Annotated in this window: 15 protein-coding genes; 5 read left to right on the plus strand and 10 right to left on the minus strand. The window is 68.9% G+C overall.

Going from position 1 to position 19,379, the window contains the following annotated elements; translation table 11 throughout:
• Positions 1-886 (plus strand): TRAP transporter large permease subunit (locus F7Q96_RS19710; protein ID WP_151023159.1); only part of this gene is annotated, 886 nt, incomplete at its 5' end.
• A gap of 15 nt (positions 887-901) precedes the next feature.
• Here F7Q96_RS19710 and F7Q96_RS19715 read toward each other — a convergent pair.
• From F7Q96_RS19715 to F7Q96_RS19730, 4 genes are read right to left on the minus strand one after another with little or no spacing between them, the layout of a single operon-like run.
• Positions 902-1,858, minus strand: coding sequence for a CobW family GTP-binding protein (locus F7Q96_RS19715; protein WP_053823659.1), 957 nt, complete (start codon positions 1,856-1,858; stop codon positions 902-904).
• The gene (locus F7Q96_RS19720; protein WP_053823658.1) at positions 1,855-3,510 is read right to left on the minus strand and encodes an amidohydrolase; all 1,656 of its coding nucleotides are present in this window, start codon (positions 3,508-3,510) and stop codon (positions 1,855-1,857) included. The genes F7Q96_RS19715 and F7Q96_RS19720 overlap by 4 nt, the downstream gene beginning before the upstream one ends.
• Before the next feature lie 38 nt (positions 3,511-3,548).
• Positions 3,549-4,931 (minus strand): sodium:solute symporter family protein, encoded by a 1,383-nt coding sequence (locus F7Q96_RS19725; protein WP_151023161.1) that lies wholly within the window; start codon positions 4,929-4,931, stop codon positions 3,549-3,551.
• A gap of 10 nt (positions 4,932-4,941) precedes the next feature.
• Entirely contained in the window at positions 4,942-5,160 is a 219-nt protein-coding gene (locus tag F7Q96_RS19730) for a DUF3311 domain-containing protein (protein ID WP_053823657.1), read from the minus strand.
• Between the two features lie 144 nt (positions 5,161-5,304).
• Between F7Q96_RS19730 and F7Q96_RS19735 the strand changes: the two genes are divergently transcribed.
• Together F7Q96_RS19735 and F7Q96_RS19740 are read left to right on the plus strand one after the other, a co-directional pair.
• Positions 5,305-6,234, plus strand: a complete 930-nt coding sequence (locus F7Q96_RS19735; protein WP_151023163.1) for a LysR family transcriptional regulator — start codon at positions 5,305-5,307, stop codon at positions 6,232-6,234.
• Positions 6,235-6,384: 150 nt separating this feature from the next.
• A complete protein-coding gene (locus F7Q96_RS19740) occupies positions 6,385-7,404 on the plus strand; it encodes an aldo/keto reductase (protein ID WP_390885726.1) in 1,020 nt (339 codons plus the stop codon).
• A gap of 10 nt (positions 7,405-7,414) precedes the next feature.
• Here F7Q96_RS19740 and F7Q96_RS19745 read toward each other — a convergent pair whose 3' ends face one another.
• The 4 genes from F7Q96_RS19745 to F7Q96_RS19760 form a co-directional block, all read right to left on the minus strand.
• On the minus strand, positions 7,415-8,029 hold the full coding sequence (locus tag F7Q96_RS19745; RefSeq protein ID WP_151023165.1) for a hypothetical protein: 615 nt from the start codon (positions 8,027-8,029) through the stop codon (positions 7,415-7,417).
• A gap of 182 nt (positions 8,030-8,211) precedes the next feature.
• A complete protein-coding gene (locus F7Q96_RS19750) occupies positions 8,212-8,874 on the minus strand; it encodes a TetR/AcrR family transcriptional regulator (protein WP_053823654.1) in 663 nt (220 codons plus the stop codon).
• Positions 8,874-10,376: an MFS transporter gene (locus F7Q96_RS19755; protein WP_053823653.1), complete on the minus strand. Its 1,503-nt coding sequence runs from the start codon at positions 10,374-10,376 to the stop codon at positions 8,874-8,876. The genes F7Q96_RS19750 and F7Q96_RS19755 overlap by 1 nt, the downstream gene beginning before the upstream one ends.
• 203 nt (positions 10,377-10,579) lie before the next feature.
• Positions 10,580-11,575 carry a LysR family transcriptional regulator gene (locus F7Q96_RS19760; RefSeq protein ID WP_082371707.1) on the minus strand — a complete coding sequence of 332 codons (996 nt, stop codon included), beginning with the start codon at positions 11,573-11,575 and terminating at the stop codon, positions 10,580-10,582.
• Between the two features lie 296 nt (positions 11,576-11,871).
• Between F7Q96_RS19760 and F7Q96_RS19765 the strand changes: the two genes are divergently transcribed.
• Positions 11,872-13,206: an MFS transporter gene (locus F7Q96_RS19765; protein ID WP_082371706.1), complete on the plus strand. Its 1,335-nt coding sequence runs from the start codon at positions 11,872-11,874 to the stop codon at positions 13,204-13,206.
• Positions 13,207-13,303: 97 nt separating this feature from the next.
• Complete coding sequence (locus F7Q96_RS19770; protein ID WP_053823651.1) at positions 13,304-14,848, plus strand: M81 family metallopeptidase; 1,545 nt, start codon at positions 13,304-13,306, stop codon at positions 14,846-14,848.
• Between the two features lie 121 nt (positions 14,849-14,969).
• On the opposite strand, the gene F7Q96_RS19775 is transcribed toward F7Q96_RS19770, so the two are convergent.
• Both F7Q96_RS19775 and F7Q96_RS19780 read right to left on the minus strand, forming a co-directional pair.
• On the minus strand, positions 14,970-18,497 hold the full coding sequence (locus F7Q96_RS19775; protein ID WP_053824570.1) for an error-prone DNA polymerase: 3,528 nt from the start codon (positions 18,495-18,497) through the stop codon (positions 14,970-14,972).
• A 190-nt stretch (positions 18,498-18,687) separates the two neighbouring features.
• Entirely contained in the window at positions 18,688-19,338 is a 651-nt protein-coding gene (locus F7Q96_RS19780) for a DUF3800 domain-containing protein (RefSeq protein WP_082371705.1), read from the minus strand.
• Positions 19,339-19,379: the final 41 nt, after the last annotated feature.

Consider the following 19,379-nt stretch of genomic DNA (forward strand, 5'->3'; position numbering starts at 1 on the left):
AGCCCCGGGCGATCCTGCCACCCCCGCCACCCCCGCCGCGCCATCGCCGCAGGCCGATGCCGCGCCCGCGCCGGCCGCCGCCGCGCCCAGCCCGCCCGGTGCCGACACCGCCAATCCGCCGGCCACCGCGCCGCAGGCGCCCAACTGGTTCTGGATCACGCTGGCCGTGGTCTGCGTGGCGATGCTGTACTTCTACTGGCGCTTCGACTTCGCGCGGATGGAGATCTTCAAGCAGCTGCTGTCGTCGTTCTTCCCGCTGGCGGTGCTGATCCTCGCCGTGCTCGGCTCGATCGTGTTCGGCCTGGCCACGCCGACGGAGGCCGCGGCGGTCGGCGCGCTCGGCGGCGCGCTGCTGGCGGCGGCCTACGGCCAGCTCAACTATGGCGTGGTCAAGGAGTCGGTGTTCCTGACCGCCAAGACCAGCGCGATGGTCTGCTGGCTGTTCGTCGGCTCGTCGATCTTCTCGGCCGCGTTCGCGCTGCTCGGGGGCCAGGCGCTGGTCGAGCAGTGGGTGATGTCGCTGGACCTGACGCCGCTGCAGTTCATGATCCTGGCCCAGGTGATCATCTTCCTGCTTGGCTGGCCGCTGGAATGGACCGAGATCATCATCATCTTCATGCCGATCTTCGTGCCGCTGCTGGACAACTTCGGCATCGATCCGCTGTTCTTCGGCCTGCTGGTCGCACTGAACCTGCAGACCGCCTTCCTGTCGCCGCCGGTCGCGATGGCCGCCTTCTATCTGAAGGGCGTGGCGCCCCCGCATGTCACGCTGAACCAGATCTTCGGCGGCATGCTGCCGTTCATGGCGATCCAGGTGGTGGCGCTGGTGCTGCTGTACGCGTTCCCTGACATCGGGCTGTGGCTGCCGCGCGTGTTGTATCAGTAAGCCGGCGCGGCGCGCTCAGGCCAGCGCCGCGTCGAGGCAGGCGCGCACCGTGGTCTCGTCGTCCGCGGCGAAGGGGCCGATGAAGATCAGCGCCGATTCGTCTGGCGCTTGCCCGCATGCATGCGGGATGGCCTCGACCCGCATCCGCCCCGCGACGACATGCACGGCATGCGAACGCGCATCGCCATCGAACGCGACCAGGCCCTTGGCCCGCAGCAGGCGCACCGGCAACGTCTTCAGCGCCTGCCGCAAGCGCGCCTTGTCGAAGGCCCGGCCCGTGCGGTAGGCGAAGGTGACGATGCCCCGATGCAGCGCGTCAGGGCGGCTCCAGCGCTGGCTTCCACGCGCCAGCAGCGGACCCTGCTCCACCGGCGGCGCGACATCCAGATAGACCGGCAGCGGCAGTGCGCCATGCCGTGCCGTCAGCACGGCGGCCCGCGGCGCCATGCCGGCCACCGACGCCGCGACGGTCTCGGCCGTCGCCGCGTCGGCCAGATCGGCCTTGGTCAGCGCCAGCACCGATGCGCCGGCAATCTGCCGCCGCACCATGTCGCCGACCAGCGGATCGCGCAACGCTTCGAAAACGCCGGCAACGTCGATCGCGACGATCACCGCATGGAGCCGGAACGCGGGATCGAGCAGGCCGATCTGCGCGATCCGCTGCGGATCCGACACGCCGCTGGCCTCGATCACCAGCAACTCGGGGCGCTCGGGACGCGCGGCGATGGCAAGCAGCGCATCGGCCAGGCGGCCACCGATCGAGCAGCAGATGCAGCCGTTCTCGAGCTGGATCACGTCGTCGCTGCGGCGACGGATCAGCGCCGCGTCGATATTGATCTCGCCGAAGTCGTTGACCAGCACGGCGATTCGCCGTCCCTGCGCCCCGGCCAGCAACCGGTTCAGCATCGTGGTCTTGCCCGCGCCCAGATAGCCGCCGACCACCACCAACGGAATGGGCGGCCGCGCGTTCATCGTGCCGGCGCCGCAAAGACGCGCCCGCCGAGCACCGTGCCCCAGACCCGGACGTCCTTCAGCGCGTGCGGCGCCACCGCGGTGGGGTCCTGCTCGAGCACCGCGAAATCGGCCAGCTTGCCCGGCTCGATGCTGCCGATCAGATGGTCCAGGCGCAAGGTATGCGCGGCGCCCAGCGTGATCGCGTGCAAGGCCTCGCCGACGGTCAGCCGCTCGCCCTCGCCCAGCACGCGGCCCGCCGCGCTCTCGCGTTGCACCGCGCACCATGCCGTGAACAGCGGGTTCAGCGGGGTGATCGGCGCATCGGAGTGGATCGCGACCGGAATGCCCAGCCGCAGCGCCGAGCGTGCCGGATTCATCCGCGCGGCCCATTGCGCGCCGACGGTCTGGTCGGCGTGCGCCTCGCCCCAGTAGTACAGATGGTTCGAGAAGAAGTTGATGCACACCCCGAGCCGCGCGGCGCGCGCCAGTTGCGCCGCATCGGCAAGCTGGCAGTGCTGCAGCGTGTGCCGGTGGTCGGCGCGCGGATGACGGGCCAGCATGGCCTCGAGCGCGTCGAGCACGACCTCGGTCGCCTCGTCGCCGTTGGTATGGATATGCAGCTGCAGGCCGGCCAGGTGAAACGGCGTGAAGCATGCCAGCAGCTGCGCCGGCGGAATCAGCCACAGCCCGTTGGGCTGGCCGCCCGCGTAGCCGGGCGCGCGCAGGCGCGCGGTAAAGCCCTGGATCGAACCGTCGACGATGAACTTGACCGGACCGAAATGCAGCTTGTCGGTGCCGGTCCGCGCGGCGGCGTGGACGCGTTCGGGACCGCCTTCCGGATTGCGCTGCGGGGAGAACGCGGGAACGATGCGCAGCGGAAAGTCGTCGGCGGCGGTGACCGCGCGCAGCGTGTCGAGGCCGGCCGGCGACAGGTCGCTGACCAGGTCGGTCGCGGTGGTGACGCCGGCCAGTTGCGCGACCCGGCCGAAGCGGCGCACCGCCTGCGGGTCCTCCGCCGCCGCCAGCGACAGGCCCTTGCCGATCACGCGGTGGACCGGGAACATCGCCGCGAACTCCTGCAGCTCCCCGGTGGGCCTGCCGTGCCCGTCCTTGTGCACGCCCTCGATATCGGTGTCCCCGTCGATGCCGGCCAGCGCCAGCATCGCCGAATTGACGTTCATCAGATGGACGCTGGCGTGCATCACGACGATAGGCCGTGTGGCTGACACCTGGTCCAGTTGCTGGACGCCGAGGCGGCCGGTGCCGAAGTAGATCGGGTCGAAGCCCCAGGCCAGCAGCGGCGTGTCGGCTTTGGTTAGCCGGCTGGCGGCGCTGGCGAGCCGGTCGATGACCTGATCGAGCGTACGCAGGCCACGCCACAGCCGGCCGTCCGGATCGCGGCGGTCGAAGTAGCCGACATAGACGGCCTCCCACATCGCGCCCTCCATCAGGTGGCAGTGCGCCTCGACCAGCCCGGGCATCAGCACCTTGTCGCGGAAGGTGTCGTCGACCCTGGCATCCGCCCAGGGCGCCATGTCCCCCTGCGCGCCGACCGCGACGATCCTGCCGTCGCGGACCGCCACGTGCGTTGCTTGCGGCTGGGCCGGGTTCATCGTCAGGATCTTGCGCGCGTGGAATATCCGCGTGCGCGCCGCTTCATCGTGAGTCATCGTGGCTTTCAGAAGATTGGGAGATTCCGCGCGGGACGTCATGCCGCTTGCACGCGCGCCGGCCGCGGGACCAGGTTCACCAGCACCGTCACCAGCAGGTTCACCGCGAGGCTGACCAGGCCGACGTTGATGCCGCCGAAATCGGCCTGCTGCAGGTAGAGCGCGATGGCCAGGCCCTGTCCGCTCAGGATGCCAAGCGCGATCGCCAGGGGCCGCACCTTCCACGAGAACAGGATAGCCATCACGCCCGGGAAAAACTGCGTCACCCCGTAGTAGGTGGTATTGATCAGCGTCAGCATCAGGTTCGGCGTGACCAGCGTCATCACGATCGACAGCACCAGATAGATCGCGATCACCACCTTGGCGCCCTGCTTCTGCCGCGGCTCGGGCAGGCCGGGCATCAGGTTGCGCGTGACGATCGGGCCGATCGCCAGGCAGATGCCGGCCAGCACCAGCAGGCCCGACAGCGCCGCGCCGGCCGTCACCAGTCCCAGCAGCCAGTCCGGCAGCAGGCGCACCGCGGCGGCGAAGAACGCCTCGTTCGGCGAGGCCAGCTGCAGGTTCTGGCTGATCGCGTAGTAGGACGCCAGCACCAGGAACGGATACATCAGCATGTACAGCGGCATGGCGACCTGCGTGCGCCGGATCGTGTTGGCGCTCTTCGCGGTGAAGAAGTTCTGCACCGCGAACGGCATCATGTAGAAGCCCATCGCCTGGAACAGCATGGTGCTCATCGAGAAGCGCAGCTGCGTCTCGCTCATCTGGTTGCTGACCTGCATGCTGGCCGCGTGGAAGACGTCGGCGACGCCGGCCTTCCAGCCCACCGCCACGCCGGTGGCGACGATCGCCACGACCATCAGCACGTCCTTCAGGATCGCGATATAGGCGGAGGCCCGCACACCGGAGATTGCGATGTAGGTGAAAGCCAGCCCGGCCGAGATCAGCACCAGGTGCAGCGGATCGACATGCCAGCCCAGCCCCTTGAGCGCGGCCACCAGACCGGTGAACTGCAACTGGCCCCACGGCAGCAGGAACAGGATCGACGAGGCCGCGACGATCAGCTCCAGCGCGCGGCTGCCATAGTGGCCCTTGAACAGGTCCGGCAGCGTGATCGCGTTGTAGCGCGCGCCGGCGCGCCAGATGCGCGGACCGAGGAAATAGCCGAGCGGGTACGCCAGCAGGATATAGCCGAGAAACCAGATGCCGTAGGTCGGTCCCTTGGCATAGATGCCGCCGGGAAATCCCACCATCGTGCCGATGCTGTAGATCTCCCCGGCCGCCAGGAAGAAGACCAGATAGGCGCCGAACTGGCGCGACGCGACAAAGAAGTCGTGCACGCTCTGCGCGCCGCGCCCCTGGCGGGAGCGGATGGCGAGGTAGAGGGACAGCGCGATGAAGCCGAGAAATACCGCGGTGGTCATGGCGGCTCCTTCAAGGGCGATGCGATGCGTCGACGGCATCGTCGGACGCGTGGCGGTCGAACAGCAGCCAGCACAGCAGCATGCAGCCGGAGGTCAGCACGAACCAGGCGAAGATCCAGGCGTAGATGAAGGGAACGCCGAGCACGAACCGCTCGACCGACGCCACCCAGGGCAGGAGTCCGATCACCCCGAGATACGGGATGCCGAGACCGATGAACAGCTTGAGCATGCTTTTGTCTCCTTGGTCCGATGGCCGGTGTGCGGTGCGCCGGAAGGCGACGAGGCAGCGCCCGCTGTTGTTGTGGGGCCATCATAGGGAGCCGCGATGTATGATTCAAATGCAAATATCTAACGACTTCCATAACGGATTGGCATGGATACGCAGAAGCTGCTGCACCTGCTCGCGGTGATCGAGCATGGGACCTTCTCAGAAGCGGCGCGGGCCGTGCACCTGACGCAGCCGGCATTGAGCCGCAGCATCCGCGCGCTCGAGGACGAACTGAAGGCGCCGCTGTTCGACCGCGGTGCGCGGCGCGCGCGGCTGACGGTGTTCGGCGAACTGGTGGCCGAGCGCGCCCGGCGCATCCGGCTGGAAGAGCGGCAGTTGCGGCGCGACCTGGACCTGCTGCGCGGCGGCGAGGAAGGGTCGCTGGCGATCGGCATGGCGCCCGCACCGGCCGCGCTGCTGCTGACGCCGTTCCTCGCGCATATGGCGCAGGCCCATCCGCGCATCCGGGTGCGCACCGAAACCGGCGCCACCAGCGCGCTGCTCGAGCAGCTGCGCAGCGAGGCGATCGACGCGATCGTCGGCGATGCCTATGTGCTGCGCGCCGCCGACGACATCGACCTGGAGACGCTGGGCGAGCTGCGCGCCGGACTGGTCTGCCGGGCTGGCCATCCGATCCTGCGCAAGCGCCGGCTCGATATCGACACGATCCGCGCCTATCCGGTTGCCTCGACCACGCTGAGCGCCATCATCGGCCGCCAGCTGATCGAACTGTGGGGGCCCGAGGCCGCGCCCGAGCGGCTGATCACGCTGCATTGCGACAACCTGGACGTGCTGCGCAGCGTGGCGCTGAACACCGATACGCTGCTGTTCGGCGTGCTGTCGATCACGCGGCAGCAGCGCGCCGAGGGCTCGATGGCGGAGGTGCCGATGCCGCCGGATCCGCGCCGCCGCGGCCGCTATGGCATCGCGCGGATGGCGGCGCGCTCGCTGTCGCCCGCGCTGCAATCGCTGTACGCATTCACGCGAGCGCAGTGGCAGGCGTTGTCGGCCGAGCCGGCGGGGCCGCGCCGGTGACCACCGTGAGCCGGTGACCGTCCTGCGGCGCGAGCGCACCCCGTTGTATCCTTGCTTTTTTTGCCTTCGTCCGTTCCGCCCTCTTCGCTTCCGTCCTTCCCTTACCTTCCCCTACGAGGAATCCCCATGTCCGCAACGTCCGAATTCAAGATGGAATACCGCCGCCTGGGCCGCAGCAATCTGAAGGTGTCCGCGCTGTGCCTGGGCACGATGATGTTCGCCGACCAGACCGACGAGGCCGAGGCCGGGCGCATCGTCGCGAGCGCGCGCGACCATGGCGTCAACTTCATCGACACCGCGGACGTCTACAGCAAGGGCGGCTCCGAGCAGATGGTGGGCCGGCTGATCGAGGCCGATCGGCAGCAGTGGATTCTCGCCACCAAGCTGGGCAACGCGATGGGTTCCGCGCCGAACCAGGGCCACTACTCGCGGGTCTGGGTGCTGCGCGAGGTCGAGGACAGCCTGCGGCGGCTGGCGACCGACTACATCGACATCCTGTATCTGCATCGCGACTACGCCGACGAGAATCTCGAGGAAGCCGTACGCGCGATGGGCGATCTGGTGCGCGACGGCAAGATCCGCTACTGGGCGGTGTCGAACTTCCGCGGCTGGCGCATCGCCGAGATCGCGCGGCTGTGCGATCAGCTGGGCGTGCCGCGGCCGGTCGCCTGTCAGCCCTACTACAACCTGCTGAACCGGATGCCCGAGGTCGAGATCCTGCCGGCCTGCGAATACTATGGGCTCGGCGTGGTGCCCTACAGCCCGGTCGCGCGCGGCGTGCTGACCGGCAAGTACCTGCCGGGACAAGCGCCGGAGGCCGGCACGCGCGCCGGACGCGCCGATCGCCGCATGATGCAGACCGAGTTCCGCGAGGAATCGCTGGTCATCGCGCAGCAGCTGAAGGCCCACGCCGAGGGCCGCGGCCTGACGGCCGGCCAGTTCGCCACCGCATGGGTCCTGGCCAATCCGCTGATCACCTCGGTGATCGCGGGTCCGCGCACGCTGGCGCAGTTCGAGGACTATTTCGGGGCGATCGGCGCGACGCTGTCGCCCGAAGAAGAAGCGATGGTCGATGCGCTGGTGGCGCCCGGACATCCGTCGACGCCGGGCTATACCGATCCGAACTATCCGTTCACGGGGCGGCCGGTCAAGGTGGCGGCGGCGGACTGATCGGCCGGCCTCACCAGCCGCGCCCCATGTCGTAGATCGAGCGCGACAGCCCGGGCGAGTCGATCCCGGCCAGCGTCGCGATGCCGATGCCGATGCCGTCCCGGCCGCTGCCGGGATCGTCCTGGCCCAGTTCGGTCAGGCACCGCGATATATGGACAATCTGGGTCGGCAAGCACGGTTCCGAACCGCCGCCGAGCCGCAGCGGGCGCGCTCGCGTGCCGGCCGGGCGTGGCCGGCCCCGCTGCCGCATCGGCGCATTCCTGCGGCCGTGGTATCGCAGCGCTTCGCGGCCATCGTGCGGTGCCGCCGGAACCCGCGCTTCGCCGCGGCGCGGTGCCGGCTGAATGCCGGCATCCCGGCGTGGATTGCTCCCGCCATCGACGTGCAAGGCCAGCGCTTCGCGCAGGTATTCCGCGCGGCTCTGCCTGCAGCGGTAGATCTCGACGAGGGCCGGCGCCGACCCTCGCTCCGCGGTGGGCGGCGCGTTGACATCGGCGTGGATGAACGCGATCGATACCTCATCGTTCTGCCGATCGGCCAACGTCATGCGGCCGGTGGCCGGCGCGGCGGACAGATACAGCGGCTGCGGCGTGCCGGAGAGCCACGACTTCAATACGGTGAACATGCTTGTCCTCGTCGAGTGGAAGCGAGGCGCCATCTTTGCCGGCATCCCGGACGCGGGCTACTGAAAACATGTGAGGAATGTACGCATAGCGATGTATTGCCGCATCGGCATGCGAGTGTGAAACGGCGCATTGGCCGCGTTGGGGGCGCGCGGCCAACGCCAGCCCTGCCGTTCGCAGCGCGCTACAGCCCCTTCTCGACCATCGCCAGCACACGCTCGCCCAGCGCAATGCGCAGCGCTTCGTCGGCATGGCGCAGCGGGCCGTCGATGATCAGCAGCGCCAGCCCGTGCACCGCCGACCAGGCCAGGTACTCGGCTCCGGGGCGCCGCTCGGCGGGCAGCACGCCGGCCGCGACCAGCCGGTCCAGCGCGGCGCCTAGCAATTGGAAGGGATTGAGGCCGCCGGGGCCGGCCTTGGCGGGATCGGGGTCGTCCTCCACCATGCTCGGCGTGGCGAAGGCCGTGCGGAACAGACCCGTCTGCGTCTGCGCGAACTTCAGATAGCCGGCGCCGATCGCGCGCAGGTCGGCGCGCGCCCTGGCGGCCGGGTCATTGCGGTCGACCTGCTCGGCCGCGGCGGCCAATTCGGTTTCCATCGCCACCGCCAGCGCGGACAGCGCCGCCGCGCGTACCGCCTCGAACAGCGCCTGCCGATTGGCGAAGTGCCGGTAGGCGGCATTGGGCACTACGCCGGCGCGGCGCGTCGCCTCGCGCAGCACCACCGCGTCGGGGCCGCCGTCGCTTGCCAGCGCGATGCCGGCGTCAATCAGCGCGCGACGCAGATCGCCGTGGCGATAGGTCGTGCGCGGCGGCGGCGCGGCGGCCAGCTTCAGTGCGGTGACCATCAGGCTGCATGGCCGCCATGGGGCGCGGCCATGCCCGTTTCCGTCGCACCGCCTTCGGCGGCGGCCTCGGCGCCTTCCGGCGTCACCGACACCGGCGCGGTACGCGTGCGCAACAGCATGCCGCCCAGCACCGCGGCCACCAGCGCGAACACCGCGCCGACCAGGAACGCGAGGTGATAGCCCGCGTTCAGCGCGTCGGCCGGCGCGCCGCCGGCCGCGGCCACGCCCGCGGTGCGGCCCGCCGCCAGGCTGGCGAGTACCGCCAGGCCAAGCGCGCCGCCCATCATGAACGAGGTGTTGACCACGCCCGAGGCCAGGCCGGAATCGCTCGGCTTGACGTCGCTCATCGCCGCCAGCAGCACCGGATTGAACGCGATGCCCGCGCCCAGCCCCAGCAGCAGCATGCCGGGCAGCACGTCGACGACGAAGCTGCCGCCGACCGGCGCACGCGCGAACAGCAGCAGCCCCAGCGCCGCCAGCAGCAGCCCGGCGGCCAGCGGCGCGCGCACGCCGTAGCGCATCACCAGGCGCGCCGACAGGCCCAGCGAGAACGCCGCCATGATCAGGTTGGCCGGCAAGAATGCCAGGCCGACCTGCATCGGCGTGTAGCCCAGCACCAGTTGCAGATACAGCGCCGAGATGAAGAACCAGGCGAACATCGCGGCGGCCCACAGTACGCCGACCACATTGGAGACCGCGACATTGCGCAGCCGGAACAGCCCCAGCGGCATCAGCGGATGCGCGACGCGCGACTCGATCAGCAGGAACACCAGCAGCAGCGCCACCGCGATGCCGAGCATCGACACGGTCTGCGTGGCCAGCCAGCCGACCTCGTTGCCGTTGACCACCGCGTAGACCGCCAGCATCAGCGAAACCGTGATCGTCACCGCACCGCCGACGTCGAGGCGCTGACCGTTGGCCGAGCCCGGCAGGTTCGGGATCAACGCCAGGCACAGCGCGTAGACCGCGACGCCGAGCGGCAGGTTGACCAGGAAGATCCAGTGCCAGCTCAAGGCGCTGGTCAGCAGGCCGCCGAGCAGCACGCCGATGCTGCCGCCGCCCGCGCAGACGAAGCCATAGACGCCCATCGCCTTGGCGCGGTCGGACGGCGTCGAGAACAGGTCCATGATCAGCGACAGCGCCACCGCCGACACGACCGCGCCGCCGATACCCTGCACCGCGCGCGCGGCCACCAGCACGCCCTGCGATTGCGCCACGCCGCAGGCCAGCGAAGCTAGCGTGAACAGCGTGATGCCGAGCAGGAACAGGCGGCGGTGGCCGAACAGGTCGCCGAGCCGGCCGCCGAGCAGCAGGAAGCCGCCGAAGGTCAGCATATAGGCGTTGACGACCCAGACCAGCGCGGTCTCGGTGAAGCCGAGTTCGTTGCGGATCGACGGCAGGGCGACGTTCACGATGGTCGTGTCCAGCACGATCATCAGCTCGCCCAGGCACAGGACCATCAGCGCGAGCCAGCGCTTGCGGTCATCGAGTGTGTGCTGCATGGGGTGTCCTTTTTCGGTTCTTGGTTTTTTTTTGTTTGTGCTTGTGACTTCAGGAGCGTTGACGCGCTGGCGTTTTGCACTGTTGTGTACAGTGTTCACAACCATAGCACACAAATGGACGATGTCCACTTCTGTGTTGTGATGTTGGCTTTACGACATATTTGACGCCGCCAGAGGCGCCGGCCGCCGCGGCTGCGTGGCGCTCAAGCCGTGCGGCGGTTGCGCACCTTGCGCGCCCGCCCGCCCCCCTCCCCGTCTGCACGCAGCACCGTCATCTCCGCCAGATAGTCGAGCAGGCGCTTGACCGCCGCCGAGCGCGGCCGCTTGTCGCGCACGATCAGCTGCGCGTCGGCGGCTTCCAGCACCGCGTTGCGCACCGGCAGAGCGACCAGCTGGTGGCCCAGCTCGCGCGCGACCGCCAGGGCCGGCAGGAAGGTCACGCCCAGGCCGGTGCTGGCGTAGTGCTTCAGCGCCGCGATCGAGTTGGTGGTCAGCGCGGCCGTGAAGCGGACCTTCTCGGTCAGCTCGACCAGCTGGATCACCTGGCGCAGTCCGAAGCCCGGCGTCATCAGGCCGACCGGATACGGCAGGATGTCGGCGATGGTCAGCGCCTTGCCGCGCCGCGCCAGCGGATGGTCGGGCCGCGCGATCACGCAGACCGGCTGGCGCCGCGCGGCCAGCACGCGCAGCGTCGGCTCCGGCGGCGGCGCATAGGCCAGACCCACATGCGCGCGATCTTCCGCCACCGCGCGCACCACCTCGTTGACGTTCATCAGCTCCAGCGTGACGTTGATCTTCGGATAGCGCTGGCAGAACTCGTTGAGCACCGCGTGGATCAGCTCGTCGATGAAACCCTCGCCGGCGACGATCTGGATCTGCCCGCGCTGCAGCCCATTCAGTTCCTGCAGCCGCGCCAGCAGCGTCTCTTCGCCGGCGAGCCGCTCGCGGTAGTGGTCGAGCACCAGCTGGGCCGCTTCGGTCGGCATCACGCCGCGGCCGCGGCGCTCCAGCAGCGTCGCGCCGAGCTCGCCTTCGAGCTGCTGGATCTGCCGGCTGATCACCGACGGTTCGACATCGAGCTTGTCGGCGGCGGCGCGGATCGAGCCGGCGACAACGGCGGCGTAGAAGTAGCGCAGCCGGCGTTCGCTGAGTCCGGCCGGCAAGGCGCCGTCGCGGTTCGGATCGGGGGACAGGGGCACGGCGTTTCCTCGAAGGTGGTGACGAAGGTGGTGGCGACGGTGGCCGCGAAGGTGGTTGGGCGGCGGCGGTCCTGGCCCACCCCGCGTTGACCAAAAAGCAACGGAATCGTACAGCGATGGCTATTGTTCCTCAACGGCCGCGTTGGCAACAATGCGCGAAGGCCGGCCGCGCCCGCGCGGATGCCGGCCTACGGGACAACGACAGCACAACGACAGCACAACGACAGCAGCAGCCCGATCAGAACAAGCGCCCGTCCTGCCAACCCCCACCGTGCCTGCGGCACCCGGAGACATCGATGCAACAGACCACCACCTCGTGGAATCCATCCGACGCGATGGCGGCCACGCCCGACGCGCTGGCGCCGATCTATCGCAAGATCAGCCTGCGCGTGCTGCCCTTCCTGCTGCTGTGCTATGTGTTCGCCTACCTGGACCGGGTCAACATCGGCTTTGCCAAGCTGCAGATGCAGCAGGACGTCGGCATCAGCGACGCGGTCTACGGGCTGGGCGCCGGCATCTTCTTCCTCGGCTACGTGATGTTCGAGGTGCCGAGCAACCTGCTGCTGGCGCGCATCGGCGCGCGCAAGACCATCAGCCGGATCATGGTGCTGTGGGGCGCGACCTCGGCGTGCATGCTGTTCGTGCGCGATGCGCACAGCTTCTACGCGCTGCGCTTCCTGCTCGGCGTGTTCGAGGCCGGTTTCGCACCGGGCATGATCTTCTATCTGACCTACTGGTACGGCGGCGCGCGCATGGCCCGCGTGATGGCGATCGTGATGCTGGCCGGCCCGATCGGCGGCATGGCGGGCGGCCCGGTATCGACCTGGATCATGACCGCGCTGGCGGGCTCGCACGGGCTGGCCGGCTGGCAATGGATGTTCCTGATCGAGGGGCTGCCGTGCGTGCTGCTCGGCGTGATCGCCTACTTCTACCTCGACGACACGCCGGCGCAGGCGCGCTGGCTGTCCGACCGCGAGCGCCGGCTGCTGGCGCACGACATCGGCGCCGCGCGTGCCGGCGGCGGCCACCACAGCTTCGCCACCGTGCTGCGCGATCCGCGCATCTATGCGCTGGCCTTCGGCTACTTCTGCCTGATCAGCGGCATCTACGCGGTCAGCTTCTGGCTGCCGACGATCCTGAAGGGCGCGGGCGTGACCAGCACGATGGCGATCGGCATGTATTCGGCGCTGCCTTACGTCGCCGCCGCGGTCCTGATGTTCCTGGCGGCGCGCAGCTCCGACCGTCGCCAGGAACGGCGCTGGCACAGCGCGACGCTCGCCTTCGTCGGTGCCGCCACGCTGGCGATCGCGGCCTTCACCGCCGACAACCTGACGCTGTCGCTGATCAGCATCACCGTCGCCACCGCCGCGATGTGGGCCGCCTACACGGTGTTCTGGGCGATTCCGTCCGAATATCTGCAGGGCACCGCGGCCGCGGGCGGCATCGCGCTGATCAACAGCCTCGGCCTGCTGGGCGGCTTCGTCAGCCCGACGCTGATCGGCGCGGTCAAGGACCTGACCGGTTCGCTCGAAGGCGGGCTGCTGGCGATGGTGGCGCTGCTGGCCGCCGGCGGCCTGGCCATCCTGCTGAACCGGCTGCCGAAGGACCGCGCGCACGCCGCGGTGCGCTGAAGTGTGCCGGGGCACGCGGATGCGTGCCCTGGCCCCGCTTGCCCCGCTTGCCACCGACGCCCCGTTTCTCCAATCCGAATTGAACGACTACCGACCCATGCGCATCCTTCTCGCCGGTTTCCAGCACGAGACCAATACCTTCGCGCCGTCGAAGGCCCACTACGACAACTTCGTCCGCGGCGAGGGCTTTCCCGCGATGGTGCGCGGCGCCGACGTGCTGGCGCTGCGCGACGTCAATATTCCGGCGGGCGGCTTCATCCGCGCGATCGGCGAACTGACGCGCGGTGAGGCGCAACTGCTGCCGGTGATCTGGGCCGGCGCCAGCCCTTCGGCGCATGTGGCCACCGATGCGTTCGAGCGCATCGCCGGCGAGATCGTCGACGCCGCGCGCGCGCAGCGGCCCGACGCGATCTATGTGGACCTGCACGGCGCGATGGTGACCGATGAACACGACGATGGTGAAGGCGAGCTGCTGGCCCGGCTGCGCGCCGCAGTGGGCGTGGACGTGCCGATCGTCGCCAGCCTCGACCTGCATGCCAACGTGACACAGCGCATGCTGGAGAGCGCCGATGCCCTGGTCGCCTACCGCACCTATCCGCACGTCGACATGGCGGACACCGGCGCGCGCGCGGCGCAGCTGCTGCAGCGCCTGCTCGGCAAAGGCAACGGCGACGGCAGCCATGGCAGCCGCCCGCTGCATCGCGCGGCGCGCCGCCTGCCCTTCCTGATCCCGATCAACGGCCAGTGCACGTTCCTGGAACCGGCGCGCGGCATCTATGCGCTGCTCGACGAGCTCGAGCGCGAGCTGGACGGCGTGGTGTCGCTGTCGTTCACGCCGGGCTTTCCGGCAGCGGACTTCGCCGAATGCGGCGGCGTGGTCTGGGGCTATGGCGACGACGCCGCGCGTATCGAGCAGGCGGTGGCCGCGCTGACCGACGCGGTCGTCGCGCGCGAGGCCGACTGGGCGGTGCCGTTCCTGACGCCGGACGAGGCGGTACGGGAAGCGATGCGGCTGTCGCAGGCGGCGAGCCGGCCGGTGGTGATCGCCGACACGCAGGACAACCCCGGCGCCGGCGGCGACTCGAACACGACCGGCATGCTGCGCGCGCTGGTACGCGCCGGCGCCACCGATGCCGCGATCGGGCTGATCGTCGATCCGGAAGCGGTGCGCGCCGCGCATGCCGCCGGCGTCGGCAGCGATATCACGATCGCGCTGGGCGGCCAGTCCGGCGTGCCGGGCGACGCGCCGTTCGAGGCGACCTTCCGCGTCGCGCAGCTGTCCGATGGCCGCTGCCGTTTCGACGGTCCGATGATGAACGGCATGGACGTCGATGTCGGGCCGGCGGCGCGGCTGACGATCGGCGGCGTGCACGTGGTCGTCAGCGCCGGCAAGGCCCAGATGCTGGACCGCAATCTGTACCGGATGGCCGGCGTCGAGCCGGAGCGGATGAAGATCCTGGTCAACAAGAGTTCGGTGCATTTCCGCGCCGACTTCCAGCCGATCGCCGAGGCCGTGCTGGTGGCCAAGGCGCCGGGCCCGCTGCTGGCCGATCCGGCCGATCTGCCGTGGAAGAAACTGCCGGCCGGATTGCGGCTGCGGCCGCTGGGGCCGGCGTTCGAAGGGCCTGTGGCGCAGCGTTGAGAGTCACCGGGTCCCCGCGTTCGCGGGGACGACGTGGTAGCAAGCGACATCGCATGGATTCGTCGCCCCCGCGAAGGCGGGGGCCCAGCGGCTGTCGCAACGAAGCCGCCCTGCAACAACGTCAATGAAAATCCCGGCTGCCCGCCACCAGCCGGCCCAGCAGCGGACTGAGGTCGACCAGTTCCTTGGCGATCAGATGCCGGACTTCGCCCTGCCGCTGCCAGGTGCCGACCACGCCGAGCAAGGCCGCGCCCAGCACCTCCTTGCGCTGGCGCTCGACCAGGTCGGGCCACAGGATCACGTTGACCGAACCGGTCTCGTCCTCGATCGACGAGAAGATCGTGCCGCTGGCGGTGCCGGGCCGCTGGCGCACGGTGACGATGCCGCAGGCCCGCACCCGCCGCCCATTGGGTAGCCGGGCCAGGTCGCGCGCGGTGGCATAGCCCATTCCCGCCAGGCGCCGGCGCAGCAGCGTCAGCGGATGGGCCTTCAGCGACAGGCCCAGGCTGGCGTAGTCATCCACCAGCTCCTGCCCCAGCTTCGGCGCCGGCAGCGCCAGCGCGCCCTCGGCCGGCGGCGCGCTGTGCAGCAGGTCGCGATGCGCGGCCTGCACCGCCGCGGCGCGGGCCTGCCAGCGGGCCTGGCGGCGATGGCCTGCCAGCGAGCGCAGCGCATCGGCCGCGGCCAGCACGTCGATATCGTGCCGATCGAGTCCGGCGCGCAGCACCAGATCCTCGACGCTGGCGAAGGGCCGCTCGAGCCGGGCCCGTTCGATCCGCAGCGCGGCGGCCTCGCGCATGCCCTTGACCCGGTTCAGGCCCAGCCGCACCGCGTCGTTCTCCAGCACGCTTTCCCAGCCGCTGACCGTCACGTCGGGCGGCAGCGACCTGACGCGATGGCGGCGCGCGTCCTGCACCAGCTGCGACGGCGAATAGAAGCCCATCGGCTGGCTGTTCAGCAAGGCGCAAAGAAAGGCCGCGGGATGATGGCACTTGATCCACGCGCTGACATAGACCAGCTTGGCGAAGCTGGCGGCATGGCTTTCGGGGAAGCCGTATTCGCCGAAGCCCTCGATCTGCTTGCAGATCGCCTGCGCGAACGCCTCCGGATAGCCGTTGCGGGTCAGCGCCTTGATCAGCGCGTCCTGGTGGCGCTTCAGATCGCCCTTGCGCCGCCACGCGGCCATCGAACGGCGCAACTGGTCGGCCTGTCCCGGCGTGAAGCCGGCCGCGTCGATGGCCAGCTGCATCACCTGTTCCTGGAAGATCGGCACGCCCAGCGTGCGGCCCAGCACGCGGCGGATCACCTCGTTGTGATAGGTCGGCAGCTTGCCGGTGCGGCGGACCATCTCGCGCCGCTTCAGATAGGGATGGATCATGCCGCCCTGGATCGGCCCCGGCCGCACGATCGCGACCTCGACCACCAGGTCGTAGTAGCGGCGCGGCTGCAGCCGCGGCAGCATCGACTGCTGCGCGCGCGACTCGACCTGGAACACACCGACGGTGTCCGCCTTGCACAGCATGTCGTAGGTGTCCTCGTCGTCCTGCGGGATGTCCTCCATGCGGCAAGGCAGCTGCGGATGCGCGGGATTCGGATTCGGGATCATCGCCAGCGCGCGGCGGATCGCGGTCAGCATGCCGAGCGCCAGCACATCGACCTTCAGCAGGCCCAGCGATTCGAGATCGTCCTTGTCCCACTGGATCACGCTGCGCTTCTCCATCGCCGCGTTCTCGATCGGCACCAGCCGCGACAGCTTGTCGCGCGCGATCACGAAGCCGCCGACATGCTGCGACAGGTGGCGCGGGAAACCGCGCAGCTGCGCCACCAGGCTGGCCCACTGGCGCACCGCCGGCGAATCGGGGTCGAGCCCGTAGCGGGCAATGCGTTCGACGAAGGTGTGGCCGCTCTCCCACCACGCCTGGCCCTTGACCACCTGCTCGACCACGCCGGGGTCGATGCCGAGCGCGCGGCCCACGTCGCGCAGCGCGCTGCGGGCACGATAGGTGATCAGCGTCGCGGCCAGCGCGGCGCGATGGCGGCCGTACTGTTCGTAGATGTACTGGATCACCTCCTCGCGCCGCTGGTGCTCGAAGTCGACGTCGATGTCGGGCGGCTCGTCGCGCTCGCGCGAGATGAAGCGGCCGAACAGCAGATTGGTCTGCTCGGGGCTGACCTCGGTGATGTACAGGCAGTAGCAGACCACCGAGTTGGCGGCCGAGCCGCGGCCCTGGCACAGGATGCCCTTGCCGCGTGCAAAGCGGACGATGTCGTAGACGGTCAGGAAGAAATGCTCGTAGCCCTTTTCCTCGATCAGCGCGAACTCGTCCTCGAGCCGTTGCCGCACCGATTGCGGAATGCCGTCGGGATAGCGCAGTGCCGCGCCGGCCAGCGTCTCCTGGCGCAGGTAGGAACTCGGCGTATGGCCCTTCGGCACCAGCTCCTCGGGATATTCGTAGCGCAGCGCATCGAGCGAGAAGTCGCAGGCCTGGGCGATCTTCACCGTCTGCGCCAGCGCCTCGCGCGGATAGAGCCGCGACAGCCGCTGCCGCATCCGCAGATGGCGCTCGGCATTGGGCGCCAGCGCGGTGCCGCAGGCGCCCAGCGGCTGCCCCAGCCGGATCGCCGTCAGCACATCGGCCAGCGGCTTGCGCGAGCGCACATGCATCTGCACCGCGCCGGCGGCCACCAGCGGCACGCCGGTGTCGGCGGCCACCGCCTCGAGCCGCTCGCGATGCAGCGCGTCGGCATGTTCCTGCAGCAGTTCCAGCGCGATCCAGACGCGCTCGCCGAAGACCGCGCGGCACCATTGCGCCTGCGCACGCAGCGTGTCGGGGTCGGCGCAGTAGTCCGGCAGCAGCAGCGCCAGGCAATGCGGCATGCCGCGCAGATGCGCTTCTTCGGCAGCGGGATCACTGATGTCGTGCTGGTACAGCTGGTAGCTGCCCTTGTCGGCGCGCCGGCGTCCGAGCGTGATCAGCTCGCACAGATTGCCGAACCCTTCGCGGTCCTGCGCCAGCAGGATCAGCCGGATACCGGATGGGACTTCGGATGGGACTTCGGACGGGGCTTCGGGCGGGACTTCGGACGAGACTTTCCGTTGCCGCAAATCAAGCTCGCCTGTGGCTTCGCCCTTGCCCTTGCCTTCGCCCGCTTGCAGCGTCATGCGGCTGCCGATCAGCAGCCGGAAGGCTTCGGCCGCCTCGGCACGGGCCAGCAGGCGCGCATGCCGGCGCAGGAACTCCGGCTGGACCGCCCCGCCTGCCGGCGAATCGGCCATGGCAGCGGCTGCCCCCGGGCCTGACGATGGCGCCGCGAGCCACATTTCGTTGTCGTCATCGTCGTATTCGTCATCGTCGTCCGCGTCGTCGGGTGAGGCGCCGGCGGCCATCCTCGCCAGCCGCGCCGCACTGCGCTCCACCGCCTCGCAGGTGCGCTCGCGCAGCGTCTTCAGCGCGTGATGCGCCCGCGCCGTCCCGGCCACCGAGGCCTCATCGGTCAGCGCCAGCCCGCGATAGCCCAGCGCCAGCGCGCGCTCGATCAGCTCCTCGGGATGAGAAGCACCGGTCAGGAAGGTGAAGTTGGAAATGCAGTGCAGCTCCGCATAGTCCGGCAGGCTGCCAAGCAGCAGCGACGCCAGCGATGGCGGCAGCGACGACGTGGAAAAGGGGAGCTGGGGTGGAGCTTGGGACACAGCACTGCGAGGGGAACGCCCTGGATCGATACTGTATATTTATACAGTATTATGGCCGCCGAAGGCAAGGCGGATTGTGCAGTGCGAGCTTGGCCCTCTAATCGACGTTGCTCTGCGAGAGATGGGTCACAACACCTTTGCAGTTCACCTAGAAAAACAGCCTCTTCTGAAGGATCGCGGAAGTCCCGATGCGATGCGCTTGGCAATTACGGAACTCATGATGTGCCCAGACGATGCCCGCCAAGATGTCGACAAACTGGAGTGCCAAGCTATCCTTGCTTTCCCAAGGGGTGGTCTGTAACTGCGTAGTGGCGCCCCTTATGGCCAACTCGGTACGAAGGTAGTCATGCAACACATGCTTCAATTCGGTCTTGAGTGAGCGGGCATCCGGGATGAAGCACACAGAATCGCTTTCAGCCATCACGTCCAGCAGCAACAATTTGGCCATGTAGTTGTACAGGCCATTTGGGTGATTGCGGAACGCAGCGCTTACATTTTCTTTGCGCACGGTGATGGCAACGAAGTGGACACCCGCATGAGCGCTGCGGATCTTTACCAACTCGTGTGCAAAGCCGACGCGCTCCCCTGATGAAAGCTCCACCGACTTCAACTCGCGGCAAAGCGGACGCTTGCGTCGAGTGTATAGGCCCCTGACAGGACGGGTCAGAATCGATTCGCGACCATCAGGGATGATTGCGGCGGCAAGAGTGAAATGCCGGCTTGATCCTCCACGTTGATATGGAGCATCCAATTTCCAGCCTAAACAACCGCTTTCGTCCAAATAGATGGTGATGGCCATATGAAAATAGCCTCCCGAAAGGGAGGCTATCGAAAGGTGCG

Origin of the sequence: Cupriavidus gilardii (genome assembly GCF_008801915.1) — a bacterium.
Taxonomy (GTDB): domain Bacteria; phylum Pseudomonadota; class Gammaproteobacteria; order Burkholderiales; family Burkholderiaceae; genus Cupriavidus; species Cupriavidus gilardii.

Bases quoted from the DNA above. Each gene is read 5' to 3' on its own strand.
- F7Q96_RS19715 (WP_053823659.1), bottom strand. From the start codon at position 1,858: ATGAACGCGCGGCCGCCCATTCCGTTGGTGGTGGTCGGCGGCTATCTG.
- F7Q96_RS19720 (WP_053823658.1), bottom strand. From the start codon at position 3,510: ATGACTCACGATGAAGCGGCGCGCACGCGGATATTCCACGCGCGCAAG.
- F7Q96_RS19725 (WP_151023161.1), bottom strand. From the start codon at position 4,931: ATGACCACCGCGGTATTTCTCGGCTTCATCGCGCTGTCCCTCTACCTC.
- F7Q96_RS19730 (WP_053823657.1), bottom strand. From the start codon at position 5,160: ATGCTCAAGCTGTTCATCGGTCTCGGCATCCCGTATCTCGGGGTGATC.
- F7Q96_RS19735 (WP_151023163.1), top strand. From the start codon at position 5,305: ATGGATACGCAGAAGCTGCTGCACCTGCTCGCGGTGATCGAGCATGGG.
- F7Q96_RS19740 (WP_390885726.1), top strand. From the start codon at position 6,385: ATGGAATACCGCCGCCTGGGCCGCAGCAATCTGAAGGTGTCCGCGCTG.
- F7Q96_RS19745 (WP_151023165.1), bottom strand. From the start codon at position 8,029: ATGTTCACCGTATTGAAGTCGTGGCTCTCCGGCACGCCGCAGCCGCTG.
- F7Q96_RS19750 (WP_053823654.1), bottom strand. From the start codon at position 8,874: ATGGTCACCGCACTGAAGCTGGCCGCCGCGCCGCCGCCGCGCACGACC.
- F7Q96_RS19755 (WP_053823653.1), bottom strand. From the start codon at position 10,376: ATGCAGCACACACTCGATGACCGCAAGCGCTGGCTCGCGCTGATGGTC.
- F7Q96_RS19765 (WP_082371706.1), top strand. From the start codon at position 11,872: ATGCAACAGACCACCACCTCGTGGAATCCATCCGACGCGATGGCGGCC.
- F7Q96_RS19770 (WP_053823651.1), top strand. From the start codon at position 13,304: ATGCGCATCCTTCTCGCCGGTTTCCAGCACGAGACCAATACCTTCGCG.
- F7Q96_RS19780 (WP_082371705.1), bottom strand. From the start codon at position 19,338: ATGGCCATCACCATCTATTTGGACGAAAGCGGTTGTTTAGGCTGGAAA.